10 protein-coding genes are annotated in these 22,136 nt (G+C 52.7%); all 10 read left to right on the plus strand.

The genetic code is table 11. The annotated features are described in order from the left end of the window. Positions 1-145 precede the first annotated feature (145 nt). The 10 genes from C8N40_RS14455 to C8N40_RS14500 all read left to right on the plus strand — a co-directional run bounded on the left by C8N40_RS14455 (position 146) and on the right by C8N40_RS14500 (position 22,136). On the plus strand, positions 146-1,369 hold the full coding sequence (locus C8N40_RS14455) for a glycoside hydrolase family 27 protein (RefSeq protein ID WP_108212486.1): 1,224 nt from the start codon (positions 146-148) through the stop codon (positions 1,367-1,369). Positions 1,370-1,438: 69 nt separating this feature from the next. Then, positions 1,439-4,567, plus strand: a complete 3,129-nt coding sequence (gene lacZ / locus C8N40_RS14460; protein ID WP_108212487.1) for a beta-galactosidase, LacZ type — start codon at positions 1,439-1,441, stop codon at positions 4,565-4,567. Between the two features lie 148 nt (positions 4,568-4,715). Then, positions 4,716-5,978, plus strand: a complete 1,263-nt coding sequence (locus tag C8N40_RS14465; protein WP_108212488.1) for a glycoside hydrolase family 27 protein — start codon at positions 4,716-4,718, stop codon at positions 5,976-5,978. 751 nt (positions 5,979-6,729) lie between these two features. Continuing rightward, positions 6,730-8,667: a peptide-N-glycosidase F-related protein gene (locus C8N40_RS14470; protein WP_108212489.1), complete on the plus strand. Its 1,938-nt coding sequence runs from the start codon at positions 6,730-6,732 to the stop codon at positions 8,665-8,667. Between the two features lie 359 nt (positions 8,668-9,026). Further along, the gene (locus C8N40_RS14475; RefSeq protein WP_108212490.1) at positions 9,027-10,247 is read left to right on the plus strand and encodes an ROK family protein; all 1,221 of its coding nucleotides are present in this window, start codon (positions 9,027-9,029) and stop codon (positions 10,245-10,247) included. A gap of 76 nt (positions 10,248-10,323) precedes the next feature. Beyond that, a complete protein-coding gene (locus tag C8N40_RS14480) occupies positions 10,324-13,449 on the plus strand; it encodes a SusC/RagA family TonB-linked outer membrane protein (protein WP_108212491.1) in 3,126 nt (1,041 codons plus the stop codon). Positions 13,450-13,469: 20 nt separating this feature from the next. Then, positions 13,470-15,374 (plus strand): SusD/RagB family nutrient-binding outer membrane lipoprotein, encoded by a 1,905-nt coding sequence (locus C8N40_RS14485; protein ID WP_108212492.1) that lies wholly within the window; start codon positions 13,470-13,472, stop codon positions 15,372-15,374. Positions 15,375-15,936: 562 nt separating this feature from the next. Beyond that, positions 15,937-19,191, plus strand: a complete 3,255-nt coding sequence (locus tag C8N40_RS14490; protein ID WP_108212493.1) for a SusC/RagA family TonB-linked outer membrane protein — start codon at positions 15,937-15,939, stop codon at positions 19,189-19,191. Positions 19,192-19,236: 45 nt separating this feature from the next. Then, on the plus strand, positions 19,237-21,195 hold the full coding sequence (locus C8N40_RS14495) for a RagB/SusD family nutrient uptake outer membrane protein (protein ID WP_245905133.1): 1,959 nt from the start codon (positions 19,237-19,239) through the stop codon (positions 21,193-21,195). A 125-nt stretch (positions 21,196-21,320) separates the two neighbouring features. After that, positions 21,321-22,136 (plus strand): glycoside hydrolase family 16 protein, encoded by an 816-nt coding sequence (locus tag C8N40_RS14500; protein WP_108212495.1) that lies wholly within the window; start codon positions 21,321-21,323, stop codon positions 22,134-22,136.

Here is a 22,136-nt window from a genome sequence, read left to right on the forward strand (position 1 = left end):
TTCTCAGGAAAGTGCGTAAGGGGAGCATTCTATACTTGTACAGATAGTAGTGTAGGTATACAGAGATAGCTTGTCTAACTTAAAGCGTTAACGAAAACACAAGTATAAAATCCGGGTTTGTAAAACCTACTGATAGAATAACAAAATGAGAATTACTGCTTTTATTTTCCTGGCTCTGTGGCTAACTGCTTTTTCGGCCCCGGCGCAGGATAACTCCTCAGATAGTAAGCGCCTGGCCCCCACGCCGCCTATGGGCTGGATGACCTGGAACTTCTTTGCCGATAACATCAATGAAAAGGACATCCGCGAGATGGCCGATGCCATGGTGGCCTCAGGCATGGTGGAGGCCGGTTACAACTACATCTTCATCGACGACGGCTGGCAGGGCGGCCGCGACAACCGCAACAACATCATCGCTGACCCGAAGAAATTCCCCTCTGGCATCAAGGCCCTGGCCGAGTACGTGCATAGCAAGGGCATGAAACTGGGCATCTACTCTGATGCGGCGCAGCTGACGTGCGCGGGCTATACCGGCAGCCTGGGCTTTGAGGAACAGGATGCCAAAACCTTCGCCTCCTGGGACATTGATTACCTTAAGTATGACTACTGCTTTGCGCCGAAAGACTCGGCCACAGCCGTGGAGCGCTACACCAAAATGAGCCAGGCCCTGCGCAAGAGCGGTCGCGACATCGTGTTCGGCATCTGCGAGTGGGGGCAGCGCAAGCCCTGGCATTGGGCCGCCGAGGCCGGCGGGCAACTGTGGCGCACCACCTACGACGTGCGCGACAAGTGGAAGAACCTGAGCTGCGATGAGAACGCCGAGGGCATCATCGACATCCTGGATATCAATGCCGAATTACACGAGTATGCCGGCCCGGGCCGCTGGAACGATGCGGATATGCTTGTGGTAGGACTCTACGGCAAGCCAGGCCCCTCCGGCGACATGGGAGGGGTTGGCATGAACGACACCGAGTACCAGAGCCAGATGAGTCTGTGGAGCATCATGGCCTCGCCGCTGATTGCCACCAACGATATCCGCAACATGAACGAGGCCACCAAGCGCATCCTGTTGAACAAAGAGGTAATCGCCGTGAACCAGGACGCACTGGGCAAGCAGGCTGAGCGCAAGGTGCATGACGGCACCTGGGATGTGTTTGTAAAGCCGCTGCAGAACGGCGAGGTGGCCGTGGCTATCCTCAACCGGGGCGACGCGGCAAAGAGCTACAGCATCGACTGGGCAAAGCTGGGCCTGAAGGGAAAGTATGAGGTGCGCGACCTGTGGGCGCACAAAACCGTGGGCAAAGGCAAGGGCTGGAAAGGCCGCGTGCAGTCGCACGAGACAAAGCTGTTCCGCCTCAAGAAGATTTAACAGCATATACCCTGAAGCACGTTATAACGCCGACAGTGCCATAAACAAGTATCAATTTTTAGCTTTACCATGAATAAACTCTTACCGCTTATCTGCTTGCTGGCAGTAGGCTTTTTTCCGGCGCTTGCCCAGAAACCTTACCTCGACCCGGTTTTCGAAAACCCCGCCATACAGGAAGAGAACCGCCTGCCCATGCGGGCTTCTTATTTTCCTTTTGAGGATGCTGCCAAAGCTGCTGCCGGCGACAAGGCCAAGTCTTCCCGCTTTATGTCGCTGAACGGCATGTGGAAATTCCACTGGGTGGCGGACTACAAGCAGCTGCCGCAGGATTTCTACGCCACCAGCTTCAGTGATAAGAGCTGGAAAGAGTTTCCGGTACCGGCCAACTGGGAGTTTAACGGCTATGGCGTGCCGATTTATGTGAACCCGTTCTACGAGTTCAACATGAAGAACCCGCAGCCACCGGACATTCCCGATAACATCGAGCAACCAGCCGGAGCTTACCGCCGCGTGGTGACACTGCCTGCCAACTGGAACGACCAGCGGGTGTTTATTCACCTGGGGGCTGTCAAATCGGCTTTCAAACTGTATGTGAACGGAAAGTATGTGGGCCTGGGCAAGGACAGCAAACTCGAGTCGGAGTTTGATATTACGCCCTATGTGCAGCCGGGCCAGAACCTGATTGCCCTGGAGGTGCGCCGCTGGAACGACGGCAGCTACCTGGAGGCGCAGGACATGTGGCGCGTGTCGGGTATCAGCAGAGACACGTACCTCTATGCTCGCCCGAAGGTGCATTTGTACGACTATGTAAACAACGCTGGGCTGGCTAACAACTACCGCGACGGGGTGATGAACCTGCACGTAACGGCCTGGAACAACACCGACGAGAACCAGGAGAAGTATAAAGTAAGCGCTGCCCTGTACGATGCCGACGGCAGGAAAGTATGGAGCGCCCAGCAAAACACCTGGGGCCTGAAAATGAAGCAGGGCAAAACCGAGCTTCGCTTTAACGCCAATGTTGCCAACGCCAAGGCTTGGAGCGCCGAAACGCCGAACCTTTATCGCCTTGAAATCGCCCTCTACGACGGCGACGGAAAGGTGCAGGAAGTAATCAGTCGCAAAATGGGCTTCCGTACGGTAGAAATCAAAAATACGCAGATACTGGTAAATGGTAAGCCGGTGATGTTCAAAGGCGTGAACCGCCACGAAACGCACCCGGAAACAGGCCAGGTGGTGAGCCGCGAGGCCATGCTGGAGGAGGTGAAGCTGATGAAACAGCTGAACGTGAACGCCGTGCGCACCAGTCACTACCCGAACGACTCTTATTTTTATGAACTGTGCGATGAGTACGGCCTGTACGTAATGGATGAGGCCAACGTGGAGTCGCATGGCATGCACTACGATTTGGGTCGCACGCTGGCCAACGCGCCGGAGTGGGAACTGGCGCACCTGACGCGCATCGGCCGCATGATTCGCCGCGACCGCAACCATCCAAGCATTTTCTCCTGGAGCCTGGGCAACGAAGCGGGCAACGGCTGGAACTTCTACCGTGGCTACGAGCTGGCCAAGAGCTTGGACCCCTCGCTGCCGGTGCACTACGAGCTGGCTTCCGGCGACTGGAACACCGACATCTACTCTAAAATGTACCGCACCCCGGACGAGGTAATCGCCTACGCCCAAAGCAACCCGACGCAACCCTACTTGCTTTGCGAGTACGCGCACGCCATGGGCAACAGCATCGGTAACTTTAAGGAGTATTGGAATATTTTCGAAACATACCCGGTGCTGCAGGGCGGCTTTATATGGGATTGGGTAGACCAGGGTGTGTACCGCATGAAAGATGGCAAGAAGATTCTGGGCTACGGCGGAGACTGGGGCGATAAAGACACGCCAAGCGACAATAACTTCCTCATTAACGGGGTGATTGGCGCGGACCGTACGTTCCACCCGCACTCTTACGAAGTGCGCAAAGTATACCAAGAGATTGCTTTCACGCTGAACAAAAACCAACTGGGCGTGCGCAGCAAGTACTTTTTCCGTACCCTAGACAACTTTAAACTGAACTGGACGCTGCTGCGCGATGGCAAAGCGGTGAAGTCCGGTACCATCAACGAGCTCACCGTGCAGCCGGGACAATCCGTAAGGCTTACCCTGCCAGATGAGGCGATAAAAGCTGATACAGCCAATGAGTATTACCTGCAGGTAAAAGCCGTGCTTAAAAACGATGAAGGCGTGCTGAAAGCAGGTACGGAGTTGGCCTTTGAGGAATTCGCCCTGAGCAAGCCTGTGCCGGCCGCCTATGCCGCGAGCAGCGACAAGATAAATGTAACGGACGGCGCCTCAGCCATTGAACTCGCGAATAAGAGCTTCAGCCTGGCGGTAGACAAGAAAACCGGCAACATCACCTCCTACAAGGCCAACGGCAAGACGATACTGGAGAGTGGCCCGCGTATCAACTTCTGGCGCCCTGGTACCGACAACGATTTCGGAGCTAACCTGCAGAAGCGCCTTCGCGCACTGAAGGACGCCGACGACAAGGCCGTGGTGAAAAAGGTGCAGGTAGAAACGCTGGCTGACGGGCAGGTACAGGTAAGCATCGAGAAGGAGCTTTTGGACGGTGGCCTGAAGTATGAGCAAACCATCATCGCTGACGGCAAAGGTGCCCTGACGGTGAAAAACAACGTGCAGCCGCTGAAGGAGCTGAAGATGATGACCTTTAAAGTGGGCAACCACATGACGTTGCCAACCGACTTTAAAAACATCGAGTGGTATGGCCGAGGCCCGTGGGAGAGCTACTGGGACAGAAAGACCTCCGCGTTGGTAGGCCAGTACAAAGGCAGTATTTCCGAGCAGTATCACCCCTACGTGCGTCCGCAGGAGAGCGGCAACAAGAGTGATGTGCGCTGGGCCAAAATCAGCCGCAAAGACGGCTCCGGTATCATCATTCAGCACATCGACACGCTGCTGAACGTGAGCGCCCTACCTTACAGCCCGGACCAGTTGTTCCCGGGCTTCGACAAGCACCAGACACACTCCGGTTCGCTGGAGCCGGATAAAAACATTCACCTGCACGTGGACCTGCAGCAGCTTGGCATCGGCGGCAACAACAGCTGGGGCCTGCTTCCGCTGGACGAGTATAAACTGTTCCTCAGCAGGCCATACTATTACGAGTACCGCATCGTGCCGGTGAAAAAGTAGTTTTGATTGGTTTTTTAGCGGAGCGGCACATGGGGATACCTGTGGCCGCTCCGTTTGTGCTTAAGCATCTGTTAGCAAAGTATAAAAAGTATAAGCCAGGGAATTTCGGCGGTGGGAGAGGATGTATACTTTTAGGAAGACACACTATATGTTAAGAAAACTCATTCCTTGCCTTTTGCTGCTCGCGCTGCTTGCCTGCCGCAATCAGCCGAATAGCACCGTGACCAGCCCGACACCTGCGGCAGGTAAAACAGAAGCGGTAGCAGAGCGTCCCGGAACGCCCATCATGGGTTGGTCGAGCTGGAATAATTTCCGCGCCAACATCAACGAGGACATCATCAGGGCGCAGGCCGATTTTATGGTTTCCTCGGGGCTGCAGGAGGCTGGCTATACTTATGTCAACATCGACGACGGCTTCTTTGGCGGTCGCGACGCAGAGGGAAGTATAGTAGCCCATCCGGAACGATTCCCAAGCGGCATGCGGGCCTTGAGCGACTACATCCACGCCAAAGGCTTGAAAGCGGGGATTTACTCCGATGCTGGCATCAATACCTGCGCCTCTTACTGGGATAAAGACACCGTGGGCGTGGGCATGGGCCTGTATGGGCACGATGCGCAAGATTTACAGTTGATGCTGCAGGAGTGGAACTACGACTTTATTAAAGTAGACTGGTGCGGTGGCGATTGGCTGGGGCTCGACGAGCAGACCCGCTATACCCAGATTGGCAACCTAATTCGTCAGATTCGGCCGGATGTGGTATACAACGTGTGCCGCTGGAAGTTTCCGGGCGAGTGGGTGGTGCCGCTGGCAGACTCCTGGCGCATTTCCGGCGACATCGACAATACCTTCGCCTCGGTGATGCACATCGTGGACCTGAACGCGGAGCTGTGGAAGCACGCCTCGCCGGGCCATGTAAACGACATGGACATGCTGCAGGTAGGGCGCGGCATGAGCTACGAAGAAGACAAAACGCACTTTTCGATGTGGTGCATGATGAGCTCCCCGCTGCTGGCCGGCAACGACCTGCGCCAGATGAGCCCGGAAACCATCAGCATCCTGACGAATAAAGAACTGATTGCCATCAACCAGGATAAGCTCGTCTACCAGGCCCGCCGCTTGGTAGACAAAGGCGACCAGGAAGTATGGGCCAAGCCGCTGCAGACCACCATCAGCGGGCAGGTAGCCGTAGCCCTGCTCAACAGGTCCGGGAAAACCGCTACCATCGCCTTCCAGCCAGATTCTGTGGGTCTAGATGCTACCAAAGGCTACACGATGCGCGATTTGTGGGCGAAGAAAGATTTTGCCGTTTCTACAGCGAAAGAAGTTAGTTTTGATGTTCCGGCACATGGGGTTGTTGTGCTGAAGCTGCAGGGAGTTTCCAGGCCTTACAATGTATTTCAGTATAAGTAAGGTAGTAGTTGTTGGAGTTTTAGACAAAAGAGAGGGAAGCTTTGAAGTAGCGGGTCCAACCACCCCTACCCCTCCTTGGCTAAGGAGGGGAGTTTGTAACTGCTTTGGCTGAAGTATAAGTTCTATGGTCAAAGTATAAACACCCCTGTAGTCCCCTCAAGGGGACAGTCTATACTTGTTGTATAGCAAGGGCAGTGGCTATCGATTCTGTTCCCAACCTTTGGGTTGAGCGCCTCGAGAGGTTCCGGTGACGAGCGCAAGCGAGGCAGCCCGAGGCACGAGGGCAGGAAGCGAAAGCAGCGCGATGCCCGAAGGCGAGCCCTCTCGGGCTTGAGAGCACCACTGCAAGAGATGAAAAGGTAGGTTGGTGGGAACTATAGGATGAACGGAGGCTAGCAAGGATAGCTTGTTTCAAGCTGAAGAAAGCAGCGGCTATGAAAGTATAGACCGGCAAGTATAAAAGTATAGCTGAAGTATAAGTATGGCTTTGTGAGCCAGTTGGGTTGCAAACCCAACATCATAGGTAGGCACGAGTTGCAAACTAGCGCCAGCAGGGTAGGGGCTATAGAGCTATAGCCAAAGTATAAGAAGGCACAAGCGGATGCCTGCGCCAGAGAAAGTATAAGTATGGCCAAAGTATAAAGTATAACTTTTGAAGTCAACTAGGTAACAGACTCAATACCATAGATAAACACAAGCCTGCGCCAGTGAAATCGACAAACAGCAAAAGCAAAGTATAAACACTCTAAATATGAAGTATAAGTTTACCTCCAACGTATGGCGCTACACCCTGGCAGCTATACTTTCCCTTATCACCCTCCAAACCCACGCCTCCGACACCCTGAACGTGGTGACCCACAACCGCCTGACCGTGGTGACAGACCCGAGCCAGGGCAATAATTACTACAAAGCCTGGGGCGTGTTCCCGGCCAAAGGCGAGGACATTAGAAGTATAAAACTGAAGCTGCGCCTGGGCTGCCCCGACAACATGCGCTGCGCCGACTGGGACTACAAAGACCACATCACCATCCGCCGCACCGGTGGCAAAAAAGGTGAGTCGCAGGATATTGAGATTGGCCGCATGCTGACGCCTTACGGCGGTGCCTTTGGCAAGGAATGGACCTTCGATTGGGAGGTGGATGTGACCGACTTCAGCCTGCTGCTGCGCGACAGCGTGGAGATAGAGTATAACCACACCGGCTGGGAGCCCAACGAAGACCGTGGCTGGACCCTGACGCTGGACTTTGAAATCGTGAAAGGCAAGCCGGCCTGGGAGCCTATTGCTATCCAGAAAATTTACGACGGCGCCTACCGCTACGGCGACTCGGCCAACCCAATCGAAAACGCACTGAAGCCCGTAACTTTCACGGCGGATAAGAATGCCGCTTTTGCCCGCCTGCGCGTGGTGCAGACCGGCCACGGCATGGACAAGCCAGACAACTGCGCTGAGTTCTGCAGCAAGTATAGGGAAGTATATTTCGATGAGAAACTTATCGACAGGAGAGACATCTGGAAGAAATGCGGCGAGAACCCGCTTTACCCGCAGGCCGGTACCTGGGTGTACGACCGTGCCGACTGGTGCCCCGGCGATTTGATGCAGCCTGACCTGTTCGACCTGCCCGTGAAGCGCGGCGGCCAGCATACCGTAGACATCAACATGGAAGATTATGTTTCCTCGGAGCCAAGTGCGGATGCCTACATCACCGCCTACCTCATCCAGTATAAAAAGCCTGCCGCCAAAAATGATGTGGCTATTACGGATATCATCCGTCCCTCGCTGAAGGATGCGCACCGCCGCCAGAACCCGGGCAACGTGCATCCGCAAATCGTGGTGCGTAACATGGGCGCGGCGCCCCTTACAAGTATGGAGATTAGCTACGGCACTAAAGGCTTCCCAAAAAAGAAGTATAACTGGACCGGTAACCTGCAGCCAGCTGGCTACACCGTTATTGCCCTGCCCGGCGAGATTGAGAGCAACGTAGGACAGAACTCCTTTGAAGTGGAGTTGCAGCGGCCAAACGGTAAAAAGGACAAGTATGCGGCTGACAATAAAATGGCAAGCGCTTTTGAGGCCGTGCCACGGCACGGGGGCACGATGATCGTATACCTGATGACGAACAACCAGCCGGAGCAGAACAGCTACGCGCTGAAGGACAGCGAAGGGAAAATTATCCGGGAAAGAGCCGCCGGAACCCTGAAAGCCAACACCCTGTACCGCGATACGGTGCAGCTGGCGAACGGAAACTACGAGTTTATACTTCAGGACACCGGAGGAAACGGGCTGGAGTTCTGGGCTAACCCGCGCGGCGGCCGGGGCAAGGTGCGCCTGCTGGATAAGGATGGCGCCATGCTGCAGGACTTCGAGTCTGACTTCGGGTCTTCGGTACGCTACGCCTTTGAGGTAGGCACGCCGGTGGCGCCTGTCACCGACCAAACCTCCTTCGGCCTGTACCCAACCCGCACCAACGATACCACCACCTTCGACTACTACGCCAACCTGCCCCACGACGTGCTTGTGCAGATCGTAACCGATCCGGGCGATGAGGTGGTGCTGGAGCAGAAGTATGAGCAGATAAAAGAGGGCGTGTTTACCTACGACCTGAGCCACCACCCCAAAGGCCGCTTTTACCTGAAGGTTTTTGTGGATGGCGTAGAGAAATTCAAGAAGCGCATCCGTCTGAAAGAGTAAACCTTTACCTTCCCAACTAAAAAACGCCTCCTGCAGTCGACTAACTGCAGGAGGCGTTTTCTATTTGTGGCATCCCCTCGGGCTGCGGGTTTTTAGAAATCCATCAAAAAAAATCGGTGTAACTTTTAATAAATCCCATTATTAATTCATTCCGGTTTAGTGCCGTGCGTGTGCGAATACATTGGTGGAACGCCTTTTTAATGTACTATTTTTATTGGTAAAGTGTAAAGGTGATTAATTACTCAAAGTTGTCCTATCTTTTTAAAAAAATCGATAAAGTTTTTTTTTATTAAAAAAAGTTCGTCTACCTTGGTAACAATTCCGTAACACAAGCTTTAAAAAATAATATCCCTGATTCGATGTTTGATAAGCAGGTTACCTATAAGAGGAACATCGTGAAGCACCTGTACTTTGCAGGAGAGCTCTCATGTGCGGACCTCAGCACGCTTACCAACAAGAGTGTGCCCCTTACTGCCCGGATGCTGAACGAGTTAATCGGCGAGGGAACTATAGTGGAGAAGGGATATGCGGTTTCCACTGGCGGAAGGAGACCCCTGATGTACTCGCTGAAGCCGGACCTGATGTATATCGTCTCGGTGGCCATGGACCAGCTTGTTACCCGCATTGCCCTGCTGGATATGCATAATAACTATGTCGGGGAGGTGCATAGCATAGATCTGCCCCTGGCAGGCAACCCCAACGCCCTCCGTGACCTGGGCCAACACCTGAAAGAATTCCTAAAGCAAGCAAAGGTACCTAAAAACAGCATTATCGGTGTTGGGGTAGGCATGCCTGGCTTTGTGGATGTTGTGAAAGGAGTCAATCACTCGTTCTTAAAAGTAGAGGAAGGTAACAGTATCATCAGCTACCTGGAGTCTGTCATTAAACTTCCGGTGCTGATAGATAACGACTCGAGCCTGGTGGCCCTGGCAGAGCACAAGCTCGGGGCGGCCAAAGACAGGCAGAACGTGATGGTGCTGAGCATAGGCTGGGGCATTGGCCTGGGCATGGTGCTGGACGGGGCGCTCTTCAGGGGGCACAATGGTTTTGCCGGCGAGTTCAGCCACATCCCCATCTTTATGAACAACAAGATGTGCAGCTGCGGCAAGAGCGGGTGCCTCGAGACAGAGACCTCGCTGGTGGTAGTGGCTGAGCGGGCGGTGAAAGGGCTGCAGGAAGGAAGGGTGTCGATGCTGCAGGGGCTTAGCCTGGATGATATGGAGGCCACCTCCAATGCCATTATGGAGGCTGCCCTGAAAGGCGACCGCTTTGCGATAGAGCTGTTTTCCGAAACGGCCTATAATATTGGCAGGGGCGTGGCCACGCTTATCCACCTGCTTAACCCGGAGCTGATAGTGCTCAGCGGCCGCGGCTCCCTGGCCGGAAAACTCTGGATGGCTCCCATCCAGCAGGCGATAAACGAGCACTGCATCCCCAAGATCGCCGAAGATACAGAGATCAGGATTTCCACGTTTGGGTACCAGGCCGAGATTATTGGCGCAGCCGCGCTGGTGATGGAGCATTACGATACCCTGCGTTTAGCGAAGAGTAAAACGGCTGGCGACCACCAGGTCGTTTAGCCCGATGTAGTACCCATATATAAATTAAATTCTAACTAACGGTTTCAAAAATTTTTTACAATCAAAACTGTTTTCTATGAGAAAAGTGTTGACGAAACAGTTTGTGCTCTGCATGTTGCTGTGCCTGTTTACGGGATTGGCCTTTGCGCAGCAGACACGAACGATCACCGGTACAGTTAAAGATGAGAAAGGTATTGCTATACCTTTTGCATCGGTACAAGTGAAAGGAACTACAACGGGAACCACAACCGCTGAGGACGGAACATTCAAGCTTTCCGTGAACGAAGGGGCTGTTCTGCTGGTAAACTCGCTTGGCTATGACTCCAAAGAAGTAACTGTTGGGGCTGGCAGCACACTAAACGTAACCTTAGGGAGCAGCAGCAGCCAGCTCAGCGAGGTAGTGGTGACGGCACTGGGCATCGAGCGCGAGAAGAAATCGCTGGGCTATGCCGTGCAGGAAGTGAAGGGTGAAAGTATAGTAGAGTCCAGAGAGGCTAACCTGGCAAACTCTCTGACAGGTAAAGTGGCTGGTCTGCAGATTACCCGCTCCAGCAACGGTCCGGCTGGTTCTTCCAAAATCATACTTCGCGGTAACAACTCGCTTACAGGCGACAACCAGCCGCTGATTGTGGTAGATGGTATTCCGATCGATAACTTCACCGGAAGAAACAACAACGACTACTGGAACCCGGGCCTGGACATGGGTAACGGTCTGGCCGATATCAACGCTGAGGATATCGAGAGTATATCTGTGTTGAAAGGCCCGTCCGCAGCCGCGCTTTATGGCTCACGAGCTGGTAACGGTGTTATCCTGATCACCACCAAATCTGGTAAACCACAGGATGGCTTGGGTATCACGATTTCATCTACCGTAGGATACGATGAAATCTTTACCTATCCGGAATTACAGAGCACCTTTGGTCAGGGAACCGAGGGAACTCATGATCCGATGTCTGGCTTAAGCTGGGGTCCAAGAGCAGAAGGACAAACCGTGCAGAACTGGAGAGGCGAGAATGTGCCGCTGCGCATCTACGATAACATCGATAACTTCTTCAGGAAGGGACTGTACTCCAGCCAGAACATATCGTTCCAGCAGCAGTACAACAACACGTCCATCTATACTTCCTTCAACCGCTTCGACAACGAGGGCGTTTCCCCTGGCGTGAACCTGTCCAGAACCAACCTGATGGCCAGAGCTGTCAGCAACTTCGGCAAGTCCGACCGTTGGACCACAGACACGAAAGTACAATACACAAAGTCTAATGCCGAGAACAGACCGATTGGCGGTAACAACCCTAACAACTCCTTTGGAACACTGTTCGGGCTTCCTCGCTCCATGGACATCCGTGATTTTGAGCAGGCCGTTGACGGTGAAGGCAAGATGATCTGGTACGGAACCAGCAGCCAGATGAACCCTTACTGGAACAGCAGGTATAACCTGAACCAGGACCTCAGAGACAGGTTTATCCTGAATGGCTCGGTGAAGTATGATTTTACTGATTGGTTGAGCGCAGAGCTTAAAGGTGGCGCCGACATGCACTACACAACCACCGAGAGCAAGCTTTACGGTGGCAGCCCGCAGACGCCATCCGGAAGATACAGCTTGGGCAAGCAGAACTTTACAGAGACGAACTTCAGCACGCTTATCACCGCGCAGCGCGACAATGTGGTTGGCAAGCTGGGAGGTATGGTAACTTTGGGCGGTAACCTGATGGCGCAGAAGTTCAGCTCTATGAACGGCAGCGCCGGCGAGCTGGAAGTACCTAACCTGTTCTTCCTCAACAACAGCATCTCTAACCCAAGTGTGGGCCAGGATTACCGTGAGCATAAGATCAACTCGGTGTACGGATCGGTGCAGCTGAACTGGGATGGTTACCTGTTCCTGGATGCGACCTTCCGTAACGACTGGGCCTCAACCCTTAACCAGGACAACCGCTCCTACTTCTACCCATCTGTGAGCGCCTCTTATGTGCTGACAGACATGCTGGAGACGACGGGTACCGTGCTTCCTTCCTGGCTGAGCTTTACAAAGCTGAGAGCTTCTTATGCCGAGGTGGGTAATAGCCTTCCGGCTTACCAGCTCTACAACACCTACTGGATTGGTAAAGATCCGAACGGGAATACAACAGCCGGACGAAACAACATTCTCTTCGACCCAAGTGTGAGAAGTGAGCTGATCAAGGCCTACGAAGCAGGTCTGGAGGCACGATTCTTCGACAACCGCATCGGGATAGATGTGGCCTGGTACAAGTCTAACGCCACACGCCAACTCATCGACCTGCCTATGGACCCGCTGAGCGGCTATAGCTTCAGAAAGATTAACGCAGGCGATATCCAGAACAAAGGTGTAGAGATCATGGTGGATGCAGACGTGATCCGTAACCCGGAGGGCTTCAACTGGAACATCAGCGGAAACTACTCCAGAAACCGCAACACCGTGGAGGAGCTTTACGGGGATATCGAAATTTACCCACTGGGAGGCTTTGACGATGTGCGCGTGAATGCAGTAGTTGGTGGCGAGTATGGCGAGATCTACGGCAGCACTTTCAGAAGAGTGGATGATCCGGAGAGCCCATACCATGGCCAGCTTCTGTTGAATGCAGACGGCTTGCCAGTAATTGGAGAGCAGGGCGTAAAGCTGGGTAACCAGCAGGCGGATGCCCTTCTTGGTTTAAACAACAGGCTGCGTTACAAAGGTCTGGGGCTGTCCTTCCAGGTTGACGCCCGCATCGGAGGCGAGATTTTCTCCGGTACGCACGTGGCCATGCAGCGCAGCGGTACAGGTGCCGCTACTCTTAGAGATGGTGGTCGCGAGAGCTTCGTGGTGGAGGGGGTGATTCAGGATCCAACTTCTGGTCAGTATAACACCAACACCACAGCGGTGACTCCTCAGAACTACTGGAATGCCGTGGCTGGTGTAAACAACCTGGGTATCACAGAAGCTAACATCTATGATGCTACAAATGTGCGCCTGCGCAACGTGCAGCTGAGCTATGCCCTGCCAGGCGGCCTGTTGTCTAAAACACCGCTTCAGAGAGCCAGCGTTGGCATAACAGCCACGAATGTTTGGTTGATTTCAAGCCACATGGATGGACTTGACCCTGAGTCTGTTTTTGCAACAGGAACCAACGCGGTAGGTTTTGAGAACGGAAGTATGCCAACAACACGTTCTATCCTGTTCAACCTTACGCTGGGCTTCTAATCAAATAAAGCAATTCGATTATGAAAAATATATTGAAGAAATCGTGGGTGCTGATGGCGACGGGACTGTTGCTGACCTCATGTAATGACTTTGAAGAGATAAACGTAAGCCCTGTGGCTGCCAACGCGGACCAGGTGCAGGTGGAGTACTTTATCAATAACTCGATTATCAGCGCACAGATGAACCCTGATGTGGCTGAGCGATCCTTCATACTTTACTGGAAAGTGGCCGCCCACTATCAGGAGGGAGGAACCCTATCTGCAGGTGGCTATAACGATGGCTGGACAAGCGCCTACTACAACCAGGTGGCCAGCTGGCTTAATGCAGCCAACACGGCTATTGAAATTGCCAATGGCCATATTAGTTCTGGTAATACACAGCCGTACACCAACAACCTGCTGCAGGTGGCCCGTATCTGGCGAGCGTACCTGATGAGCGAGATGTCTGACAACTTCGGCCCTATTCCGATTAATGCCTTCCAGGGTGAAAACCCGGAGTTCTCGGATGTGAAGTCGGTTTATTACTTTACGCTTGAGGAGCTGAAGGACGCGAGCGCTAAGCTGGATGCGTCTGTGGAAACGAATGACAGGCTGAGAAAGCTGGACCCTGCTTATGCCTATAACTGGGATAGCTGGAAAAAGTATGCCAACTCGCTGCGCCTGCGTCTGGCCATGAGACTGTCCGAAGTGGACCCAGCTAAAGCCCAATCTGAGTTTGAAGCTGCTGCGGCTTCCAGCGAGCTGATCCTGTCAATGGGTGACGTATTCAAGGTACAGGAAAGACCAGGTTGGGATGCCCTTTCTGGTGTGATGAGCCGTGAGTGGAACGCACAGTTTTTGTCTCAGACACTGTTTAACACCTACTTTAACCTGGGCGGCGTAGAATCCAGAAACCTGCTCGGTGGCTCTTTCCACAGCGCTATCAAGCCTGCCGATTGGTTGGGGCAACGATTTGAGAATCACTTTGCCACCAAAACCAATAACCCATCTGCCGGGTACTGGTTCAATGGTCTGCCGCATGCCATCGACCCACGCGCCTACGAATCGTTTATCATTCCGGGTGATTTCTCCAACCCTAACTTTAGCAACTATCCTTCCTGGACAACCGATGCCAGAAACACGAAGCGTCAGCTGCTGGATGACAACGGTAATGTGTTGAAGGAGATTGATGCTACGAATACTTGGAACTCCACTACAAACGGGTCGTGGGGAGCGAAAGGAGCTAAAAACAGGCTCTACACCTATTCAGGCACCATTCCGCGTATGTCGCATGAGTTCAGGACAAGCCAGAGCCAGCGCGTTTTCTTTGGCCCCTGGGAAACATACTTCCTGATTGCTGAGGCTGCGCTTCGCGGATGGAGCACACCTATGGGAGCCAAGGACGCGTATGAGGCCGGTATTGCAAGTAGCTTTGAGTATTGGAACCTGCCAATGCAATCTTACCTGAGCTCAGAGGAGTATAACAGAAATGGTACTTCCGTAAGCTGGGATCACACGGCCGAGCCTCCTGCTACACAGCAAATGCAGTTTGAGAATGGCTATACGGGCGAAGCAGGTCAGACGGCTTTCAAGTATCCGGACAACCACCTGTACAAGAACGGAACCGTGAAAAATGATCACCTGACCAAGATCATCACCCAGAAGTACATCTCCCAGTTCCCGTGGCTGCCACTGGAGGCCTGGAACGACCACAGAAGACTTGGCTTGCCGTTCTTTGAGAACCCTGCCGTCGAGAACCCGCTTCCAAACCTGCAGGCACTGAACTCCTCAAACTACATGGAGAGCCGCGTGGAGTTCTTCCCGCAGCGTCTGAGGTATCCATCCAGCCTGATAAACACGAACCCTGCCGGCTATGACCAGGCAGTGGGAGCCCTGGGTGGCCCTGATGCCGTGAGCACCCCGCTTTGGTGGGCGCAAAAGAAGTAGAAAATGTTAATTCAATACTAAGTCCTGCTAGAGTCCTGCCCGCCTAAAAAGCGCGGGCAGGACTTTAAACGGGCAGTTTGCCCTATTATAAAGAAGGTTTTGCATTGAAAGCAAAATCTTTTTTTATACCTTGGCAATATGTATGACATGAAACAAAAAACTGACATTTGTCATACTTTTTCCTTGCCTTCAGGTAACCTGACAGATCCTTTATAACCTTAAAACTTGATTTTTACTATATCGGCAAGGTTTTACAAATTATTTGCGTTTTCGAACACATTTTTCAACCCTATGACTTGTGTTTTAGCTTTGAAAATCATATGTTTAGAGCTAAATGAGAGGAAAAAGGCAGCATGGCGATGCGTGTTTAAACGTGTACGAAAGTCTTAATTGCCACACTCCCTCATATTTTAAAGCGAGCCAACTGAAATAACATAAGACATAAGACACAAACCACCCAACACCAAGCTTTTCTACCAGACGTCACAGTTCCAGAGTAAAACAGTTTTACCAATTACACAAATAACCTAATTAACCTACCTTTTTAATTGATGATGCCTATATGAAAAATTCTACCAAACTATCAGCGCTGCTGCTGATGGCGCTTGCTGTGGGCGGGCCTGTAAGCAGTAGGGCGCTGGCCGACTCTGGGCTCAGGCCTGAGCAGTTAGTCCGGCTAAACGAGGGGCTTGTTGATGCTGCCTGGCAGGCAACCGCCGTTCAGGGGAAAGTAACAGGATCCAAAGGAGAGGCCCTTCCTGGGGTAACAGTTGTTCTGAAAGGAACTACTACCGGCACCACTACCGGCGTGGATGGTTCCTTCAGCCTGAATGTGCCGAACGGAACCGGTACGCTGGTTTTCTCCTACATAGGTTATGTGGCGCAGGAAGTGTCTGTGGACGGAAAATCCACATTAAATATTACGCTGCAGGAAGACACCAAAGCGCTTGATGAAGTAGTAGTAGTGGGCTACGGCGAGCAGAAGAAAGCTAACCTGACCGGCTCCGTGTCTACGGTAAGCTCCGAAGTGCTCGAATCGCGCCCGGTGCAGAATGTGGGGCAGGCGCTGCAAGGCGTTATGCCAGGCCTGAACCTGCAGACGACAGGATTGGGCGGTGAGCTGAATCAGCCGCTCAACTTCAATATCCGTGGTGCCGGCACCATTGGTAATACCTCCTCTTCTCCTTTGGTACTCATCGATGGAATGGAAGGCAACCTGAACGCCATCAACCCGCAGGACATTGAGTCTGTAACGGTGCTGAAGGACGCAGCTGCTTCCTCTATCTATGGTTCACGAGCGCCATTCGGTGTAATCCTGGTGACGACCAAGTCTGGTAAGGCTGGTAAAAACCGCGTGAGTTACTCGAATAACTTCCGGATTTCGGATCCAATGGGTCTGCCTACCATGATGGATTCCTATACTTTTGCGATGTACTTCAACGAGGCGGCTGCCAACGGCGGCGAGTCTCCTAAGTTTTCGCAGGAGGTGCTCGACAGAATTCAGCAGTACCAGCGTGGCGAGATTGATTATGCCACGGTGCCAAACGCCAATGGCGACCGATACGAATATTATACCGGCTCTCATGGTAATACCGATTGGTTTAAGGAGCAATACAAAGACAACTCCTTCTCGCAGGAGCATAACGTCAGCCTGAACGGTGGAACGGAGAACATGCAGTACTATGTGTCCGGTGGTTATCTGGACCAGGGAGGCTTAACTCGTCACGGAGGCGATGAATTCCAGCGCTACAGCTTCTCAGGCAAGATAGATGCTAAAATCTCCGAGCTGGCTAAGTTTAACTACTCAGCTAGGTACGTGCGCCAGGACTTTACCAAGGCCACACACCTTACCGACTTGTTCTACCACAACGTGGCCCGACGCTGGCCCACAGTACCTGTTACTGACCCTAACGGACACTGGTCTGACCCAAGCGAGATTGCGCAGCTGAGAGAAGGCGGCCGTCTTAATACGCAGGAGGACTGGTTGTACCAGCAAGCCCAGCTGACACTTACGCCTGCAAAAGGCTGGAACATTATTGCCAACGGTAACTACCGTATCCGCAATTATAACAACCACAACGACGTACTTCCAGCTTATGGCTATGATGTGGCTGGTGAGGCATATGCCATTCCAGTAGGTTGGAATTCGGCTGGATACACGTATGTGTATGAGTATGCGCTGAAAGAGGACTATTTTAGCTCTAACATCTACTCTGATTACAGCTTCAGTTTCAATGATAGCCACAACTTTAAAGTGCTTGGTGGCTTTAACTCTGAGTTGACGAAGTACCGTGACCTGGGTGGCTCAAGAACTGGCTTGATTACGCCATTGCTGCCAACCATTAACACGGCTACCAATGATAGCAGAGCGACGGCAGGCGGGTATCAGCACTGGGCCATTGCAGGTTTCTTCGGTCGTTTGAACTACAACTTCAAAGAGCGTTACCTCTTGGAATTAAATGGCCGCTATGACGGTAGCTCCCGCTTTATCAGGGACAAGCGCTGGAACTTCTTCCCATCCGTATCCGCTGGTTGGAACGTGGCCAATGAAGACTTCTGGACGTTTGATGACCTTATCCAGACATTCAAGATCAGAGGCTCTTACGGAGAGTTGGGTAACCAGCAGACAAACAACTGGTATCCATTCTATACGCTTCAACCTGTTAGCGTAGGTACCGGCGGGTGGCTGTTGAACGGGCAGAAACCAAACACTGCCGGAGCTCCTGGTATCGTGAGTACGCTTCTTACCTGGGAGCGGGTAACCAGTTGGAACGCAGGCTTTGATGTGGCCCTGCTTAACAACCGCCTGAACCTGAACTTCGATTACTTCCAGCGCAAGACCTTTGACATGGTAGGTCCGGCACCGGAGCTCCCTGTAATCCTGGGTACCGGAGTTCCTCAAATCAATAACACGGACATGGAGTCCAAAGGCTTTGAGATTGAGGCCAGCTGGCAGGATAACATTGGCGAATTCAACTATGGCGTGCGTGCCGTGTTGGCCGATGACTACCAGGTAGTGACAAAATATCCGAATGTGACGGGTAACATCAGCCAGTATTACAATGGCAGAAAGTTCGGGGAGATATGGGGCTATACCACAGTAGGAATAGCGAAAACCCAGGCAGAAATGGATGCGCACCTGGAGAAAGTTGACCAGAGCTCCATGGGTAGTAACTGGGGACCCGGCGATATCATGTACGCTGACCTGAACGGAGACGGCAAGATAAACGGAGGTGCCGGAACACTGGACGATCCAGGTGACCGCAGCATTATCGGTAACAGCGCCATGAGATACCGCTATAGCCTGGACCTGACTGGTGACTGGAAAGGCTTTGATGTGCGTGTTTTCTTCCAGGGTGTAGGCAAGCGCGACTACATGCCAAACGGCCCATACTTCTGGGGTGTTAACGGCGGCATGTGGCAGTCAGCAGGCTTTATGGAGCACATGGACTTCTTCCGTGACGAGAACTCACCGATGGTACAGGCTGGCGTAGCTGGTGTAAACCTGGATTCTTACTTCCCAGCCCCTGACTTTGGGTACGGAGGCAAAAACCAGCAAACCCAGACCCGCTACCTGCAGAATGGCGCTTACCTGAGGCTGAAGAACGTGCAGCTCGGTTACTCGCTGCCTGCCTCGCTTACCTCTAAAATTGGGGTAGACCGTGTAAGGCTGTATGTATCAGGTGAAAACCTGCTAACATTCACTGACATGATTGACATCTTTGATCCGGAGTCTGTAGGTCTGAATGGATGGAACGACGGTAAAACCTATCCATATGCACGTGTGCTCTCTTTCGGCCTTAACCTTAACTTCTAATTACCCATCGTAATGAATAGATCAATTAGCAATAAGTTATATGCAGTGCTGTTATTTCTCGGCTTTGTTGGGATAACAGGCTGTAACGATTACCTGGACAGGGAGCCTCTGTCTGACGTAACACCGGACAAATACCTTTGGAGTGAGGCGGACCTGGCGGCTTATACCATCGCCCGGTATAACTTCCCGACACATGGTGGCTGGGGACCGGGTACCTTCAGTTCGGATAACCACACCGATAACCAAGTGAGCAGCGGTTACGCTAACCGCTGGGTACCTGGCGAATGGCGCGTGCCACAGGCTGGTGGTGCCTGGGAGTTTGGTAACATCCGCCAAACCAACTACTTCCTGCAGACTGTAGTGCCCCGCTGGAAGGAGGGAAAAATAACAGGTAACACCAGCAACGTAGCCCATTATATAGGCGAAGGCTACTTCCTGCGTGCCTACGAATACTTTAACAAAGTTCAGGCGGTAGGTGATTTCCCGATTGTAAAGACAACCCTGCCAGACAAGGCGGAGCAGCTGACACAGGAATCCAAGCGCAGACCGCGCCATGAGGTGGCCCGCTTTATTATCTCCGACCTGGACTCGGCCATACAGTTGCTGAGCACAGCGCCTCCGGGCGGTAAAAACAGGATATCCCAGCATGCGGCCCAGCTTTTCAAGTCCAGAGTAGCCCTGCATGAGGCTACCTGGCTGCTGTACCACAAAGGCACAGCCCACGTACCAGGTGGCGCAGGCTGGCCGGGCCAAGGTAAAGTAGATAACTTCAGCATCGACATCGATGCTGAGATCGACTACTTCCTGACGCAGGCAATGGAGGCTTCTTCTGCGGTTGCGGATGCAGTACCGTTGGTAGAAAACACCAAGGACAACGGGTATGACTCTTCCAACAACCCTTACTTTAAAATGTTCGGAGATCAGAGCCTGAGCAAGTATAGTGAGGTGCTACTGTGGCGTCAATATGACCCTACGCAGGGTATCAACCACAACGTGAACCACTACCTGAACCGCAATGGTGGCAACACCGGGTTTTCCAGAGGCTTCGTGGACAACTTCCTGATGAGCAACGGCCTGCCTATCTATGCAGCGGGTTCCGGCTACCAGGGAGACGACTACATTGAAGACGTGAAAGAGGATCGTGATAACCGCCTGCAAATATTCATGAAGGCTCCTGGCGAGCTGATGTATAAAGGCAACACAAACCAGGATGGTTCACCTATTGTGTTTGGCAATCCGGACATTGTTGGTCTGGCTGAGACACGTGACGTAACGGGTTACTCTGTTAAGAAGGGTGTGGCTTATAGCTTTAGTGAGGCTGAGGGCAGCCACGGTTCTACCGGAAGCATCGTGTTCCGTGCTGTAGAGGCTTACCTGAACTACATCGAGGCTTCTTACCTGAAAGAAGGAAGCATCAACGGCAAGGCCGAGCAATACTGGAGAGCCATTCGTGAGAGAGCTGGCGTGAACCCTGACTTCAACGTGACCATTGCAGCGACTGACATGAACCAGGAGGCTAAGAATGACTTTGCCGCTTATTCTGCCGGAAAACTGCTGACCGACGCAACGCTCTACAACATCCGTCGTGAGCGCCGCACCGAGCTGATGGCCGAAGGCATGCGCTATACAGACCTGAAACGCTGGAGAGCATTGGATCAACTTAAGACACAGCCATACATTGTTGAAGGCTTTAAAGTTTGGGGCCCGATGCAGGAGTGGTACGTGGATGAAAAGACTGGGGAGTCGAAACTGATTGAGGCAGAGACTGCTGGTAAAACGGCCAACGTTTCCAAGAAGTCAGAAAGCCTGTACCTGCGCCCTTACCGCGTGAACCTGAGTGGCAGCAACCTGGTGAAGGACGGATACCGTTGGGCCAATGCGCATTATCTGGAGCCGATTGCCATACAGCACTTCCTGATCACTTCACAGGGCGCCGCAGATGGCTCGGTTATTTACCAGAACCCGGGCTGGCCGCTGCAGGCCAATGCCGGCGCAACAGAATAGTCAATCATCAAAAGGTGAATATTTGATTAGATTGAGGTTGTAGTTTTAGTTTAAGTAAGGGAAAAGGGACTGCCAGGCTTTAGCTTGTGCAGCCCCTTTACCCTTTTTATTAAGTTCAACAAAAAATGATACAGAGGCTCTGGGTTTTAGTACTGCTTATACTTTGTGCCGGCTGCACAGCTATTCCGCAAAAGGCAAAGCCAGTGGAGTGGGTATTGCTGTGGGATGATGAGTTCGAAACGGACGGGGCACCTGACCCTGCAAAATGGAGTTTCTCCGGCAGAAAATCCCCTGACTGGGCCTGCTACTGCGCCGATAACCCATCCACCACGTTCGTGAAAGACGGCCAGCTATACTTACGCGGCATTCTGAATGAGGACCCGGCAGATACGGCCAAATACCAGACCGCCTGTATCCAAACCAAAGACAAGTTTGCCTTTAAGTATGGCAAAGTAGAAGTAAGAGCCAAGCTCTCGAAGGGCAAAGGCTCCTGGCCTGCCATCTGGCTTATGCCGCAGGAAAGCAAGTATGGCGGCTGGCCGAACAGCGGGGAGATCGACATTATGGAGCACCTCAACTACGACTCTATCGTGTACCAGACCCTGCACAGCCACTACATCGATAACTTACAACAGAAAACAAACCCCGTATATTTCGCCACCCCCCCGTTCCGGGAAGGCGAATTCAACACCTATGGCCTGGAGTGGTACCCCGACCGGCTTGACTTCTTCATCAACGGCCAGAAAACATTCTCATACCCTAAAATCAAAAACGCCAACTCTTCGCAGTGGCCCTTCGACGAGGAGTTTTACATCATCCTGGACCAGGCGCTTGGCGGCAACTGGGTGGGCAGTATAAAAGACGAAGACCTGCCCGTGCAGATGGTGGTGGATTGGGTGCGGGTCTACCAGACAAGTAATCAACTACAGGCTAACCTATAG

This window comes from Pontibacter mucosus, assembly GCF_003054055.1.
GTDB classification, from domain to species: Bacteria; Bacteroidota; Bacteroidia; order Cytophagales; family Hymenobacteraceae; genus Pontibacter; species Pontibacter mucosus.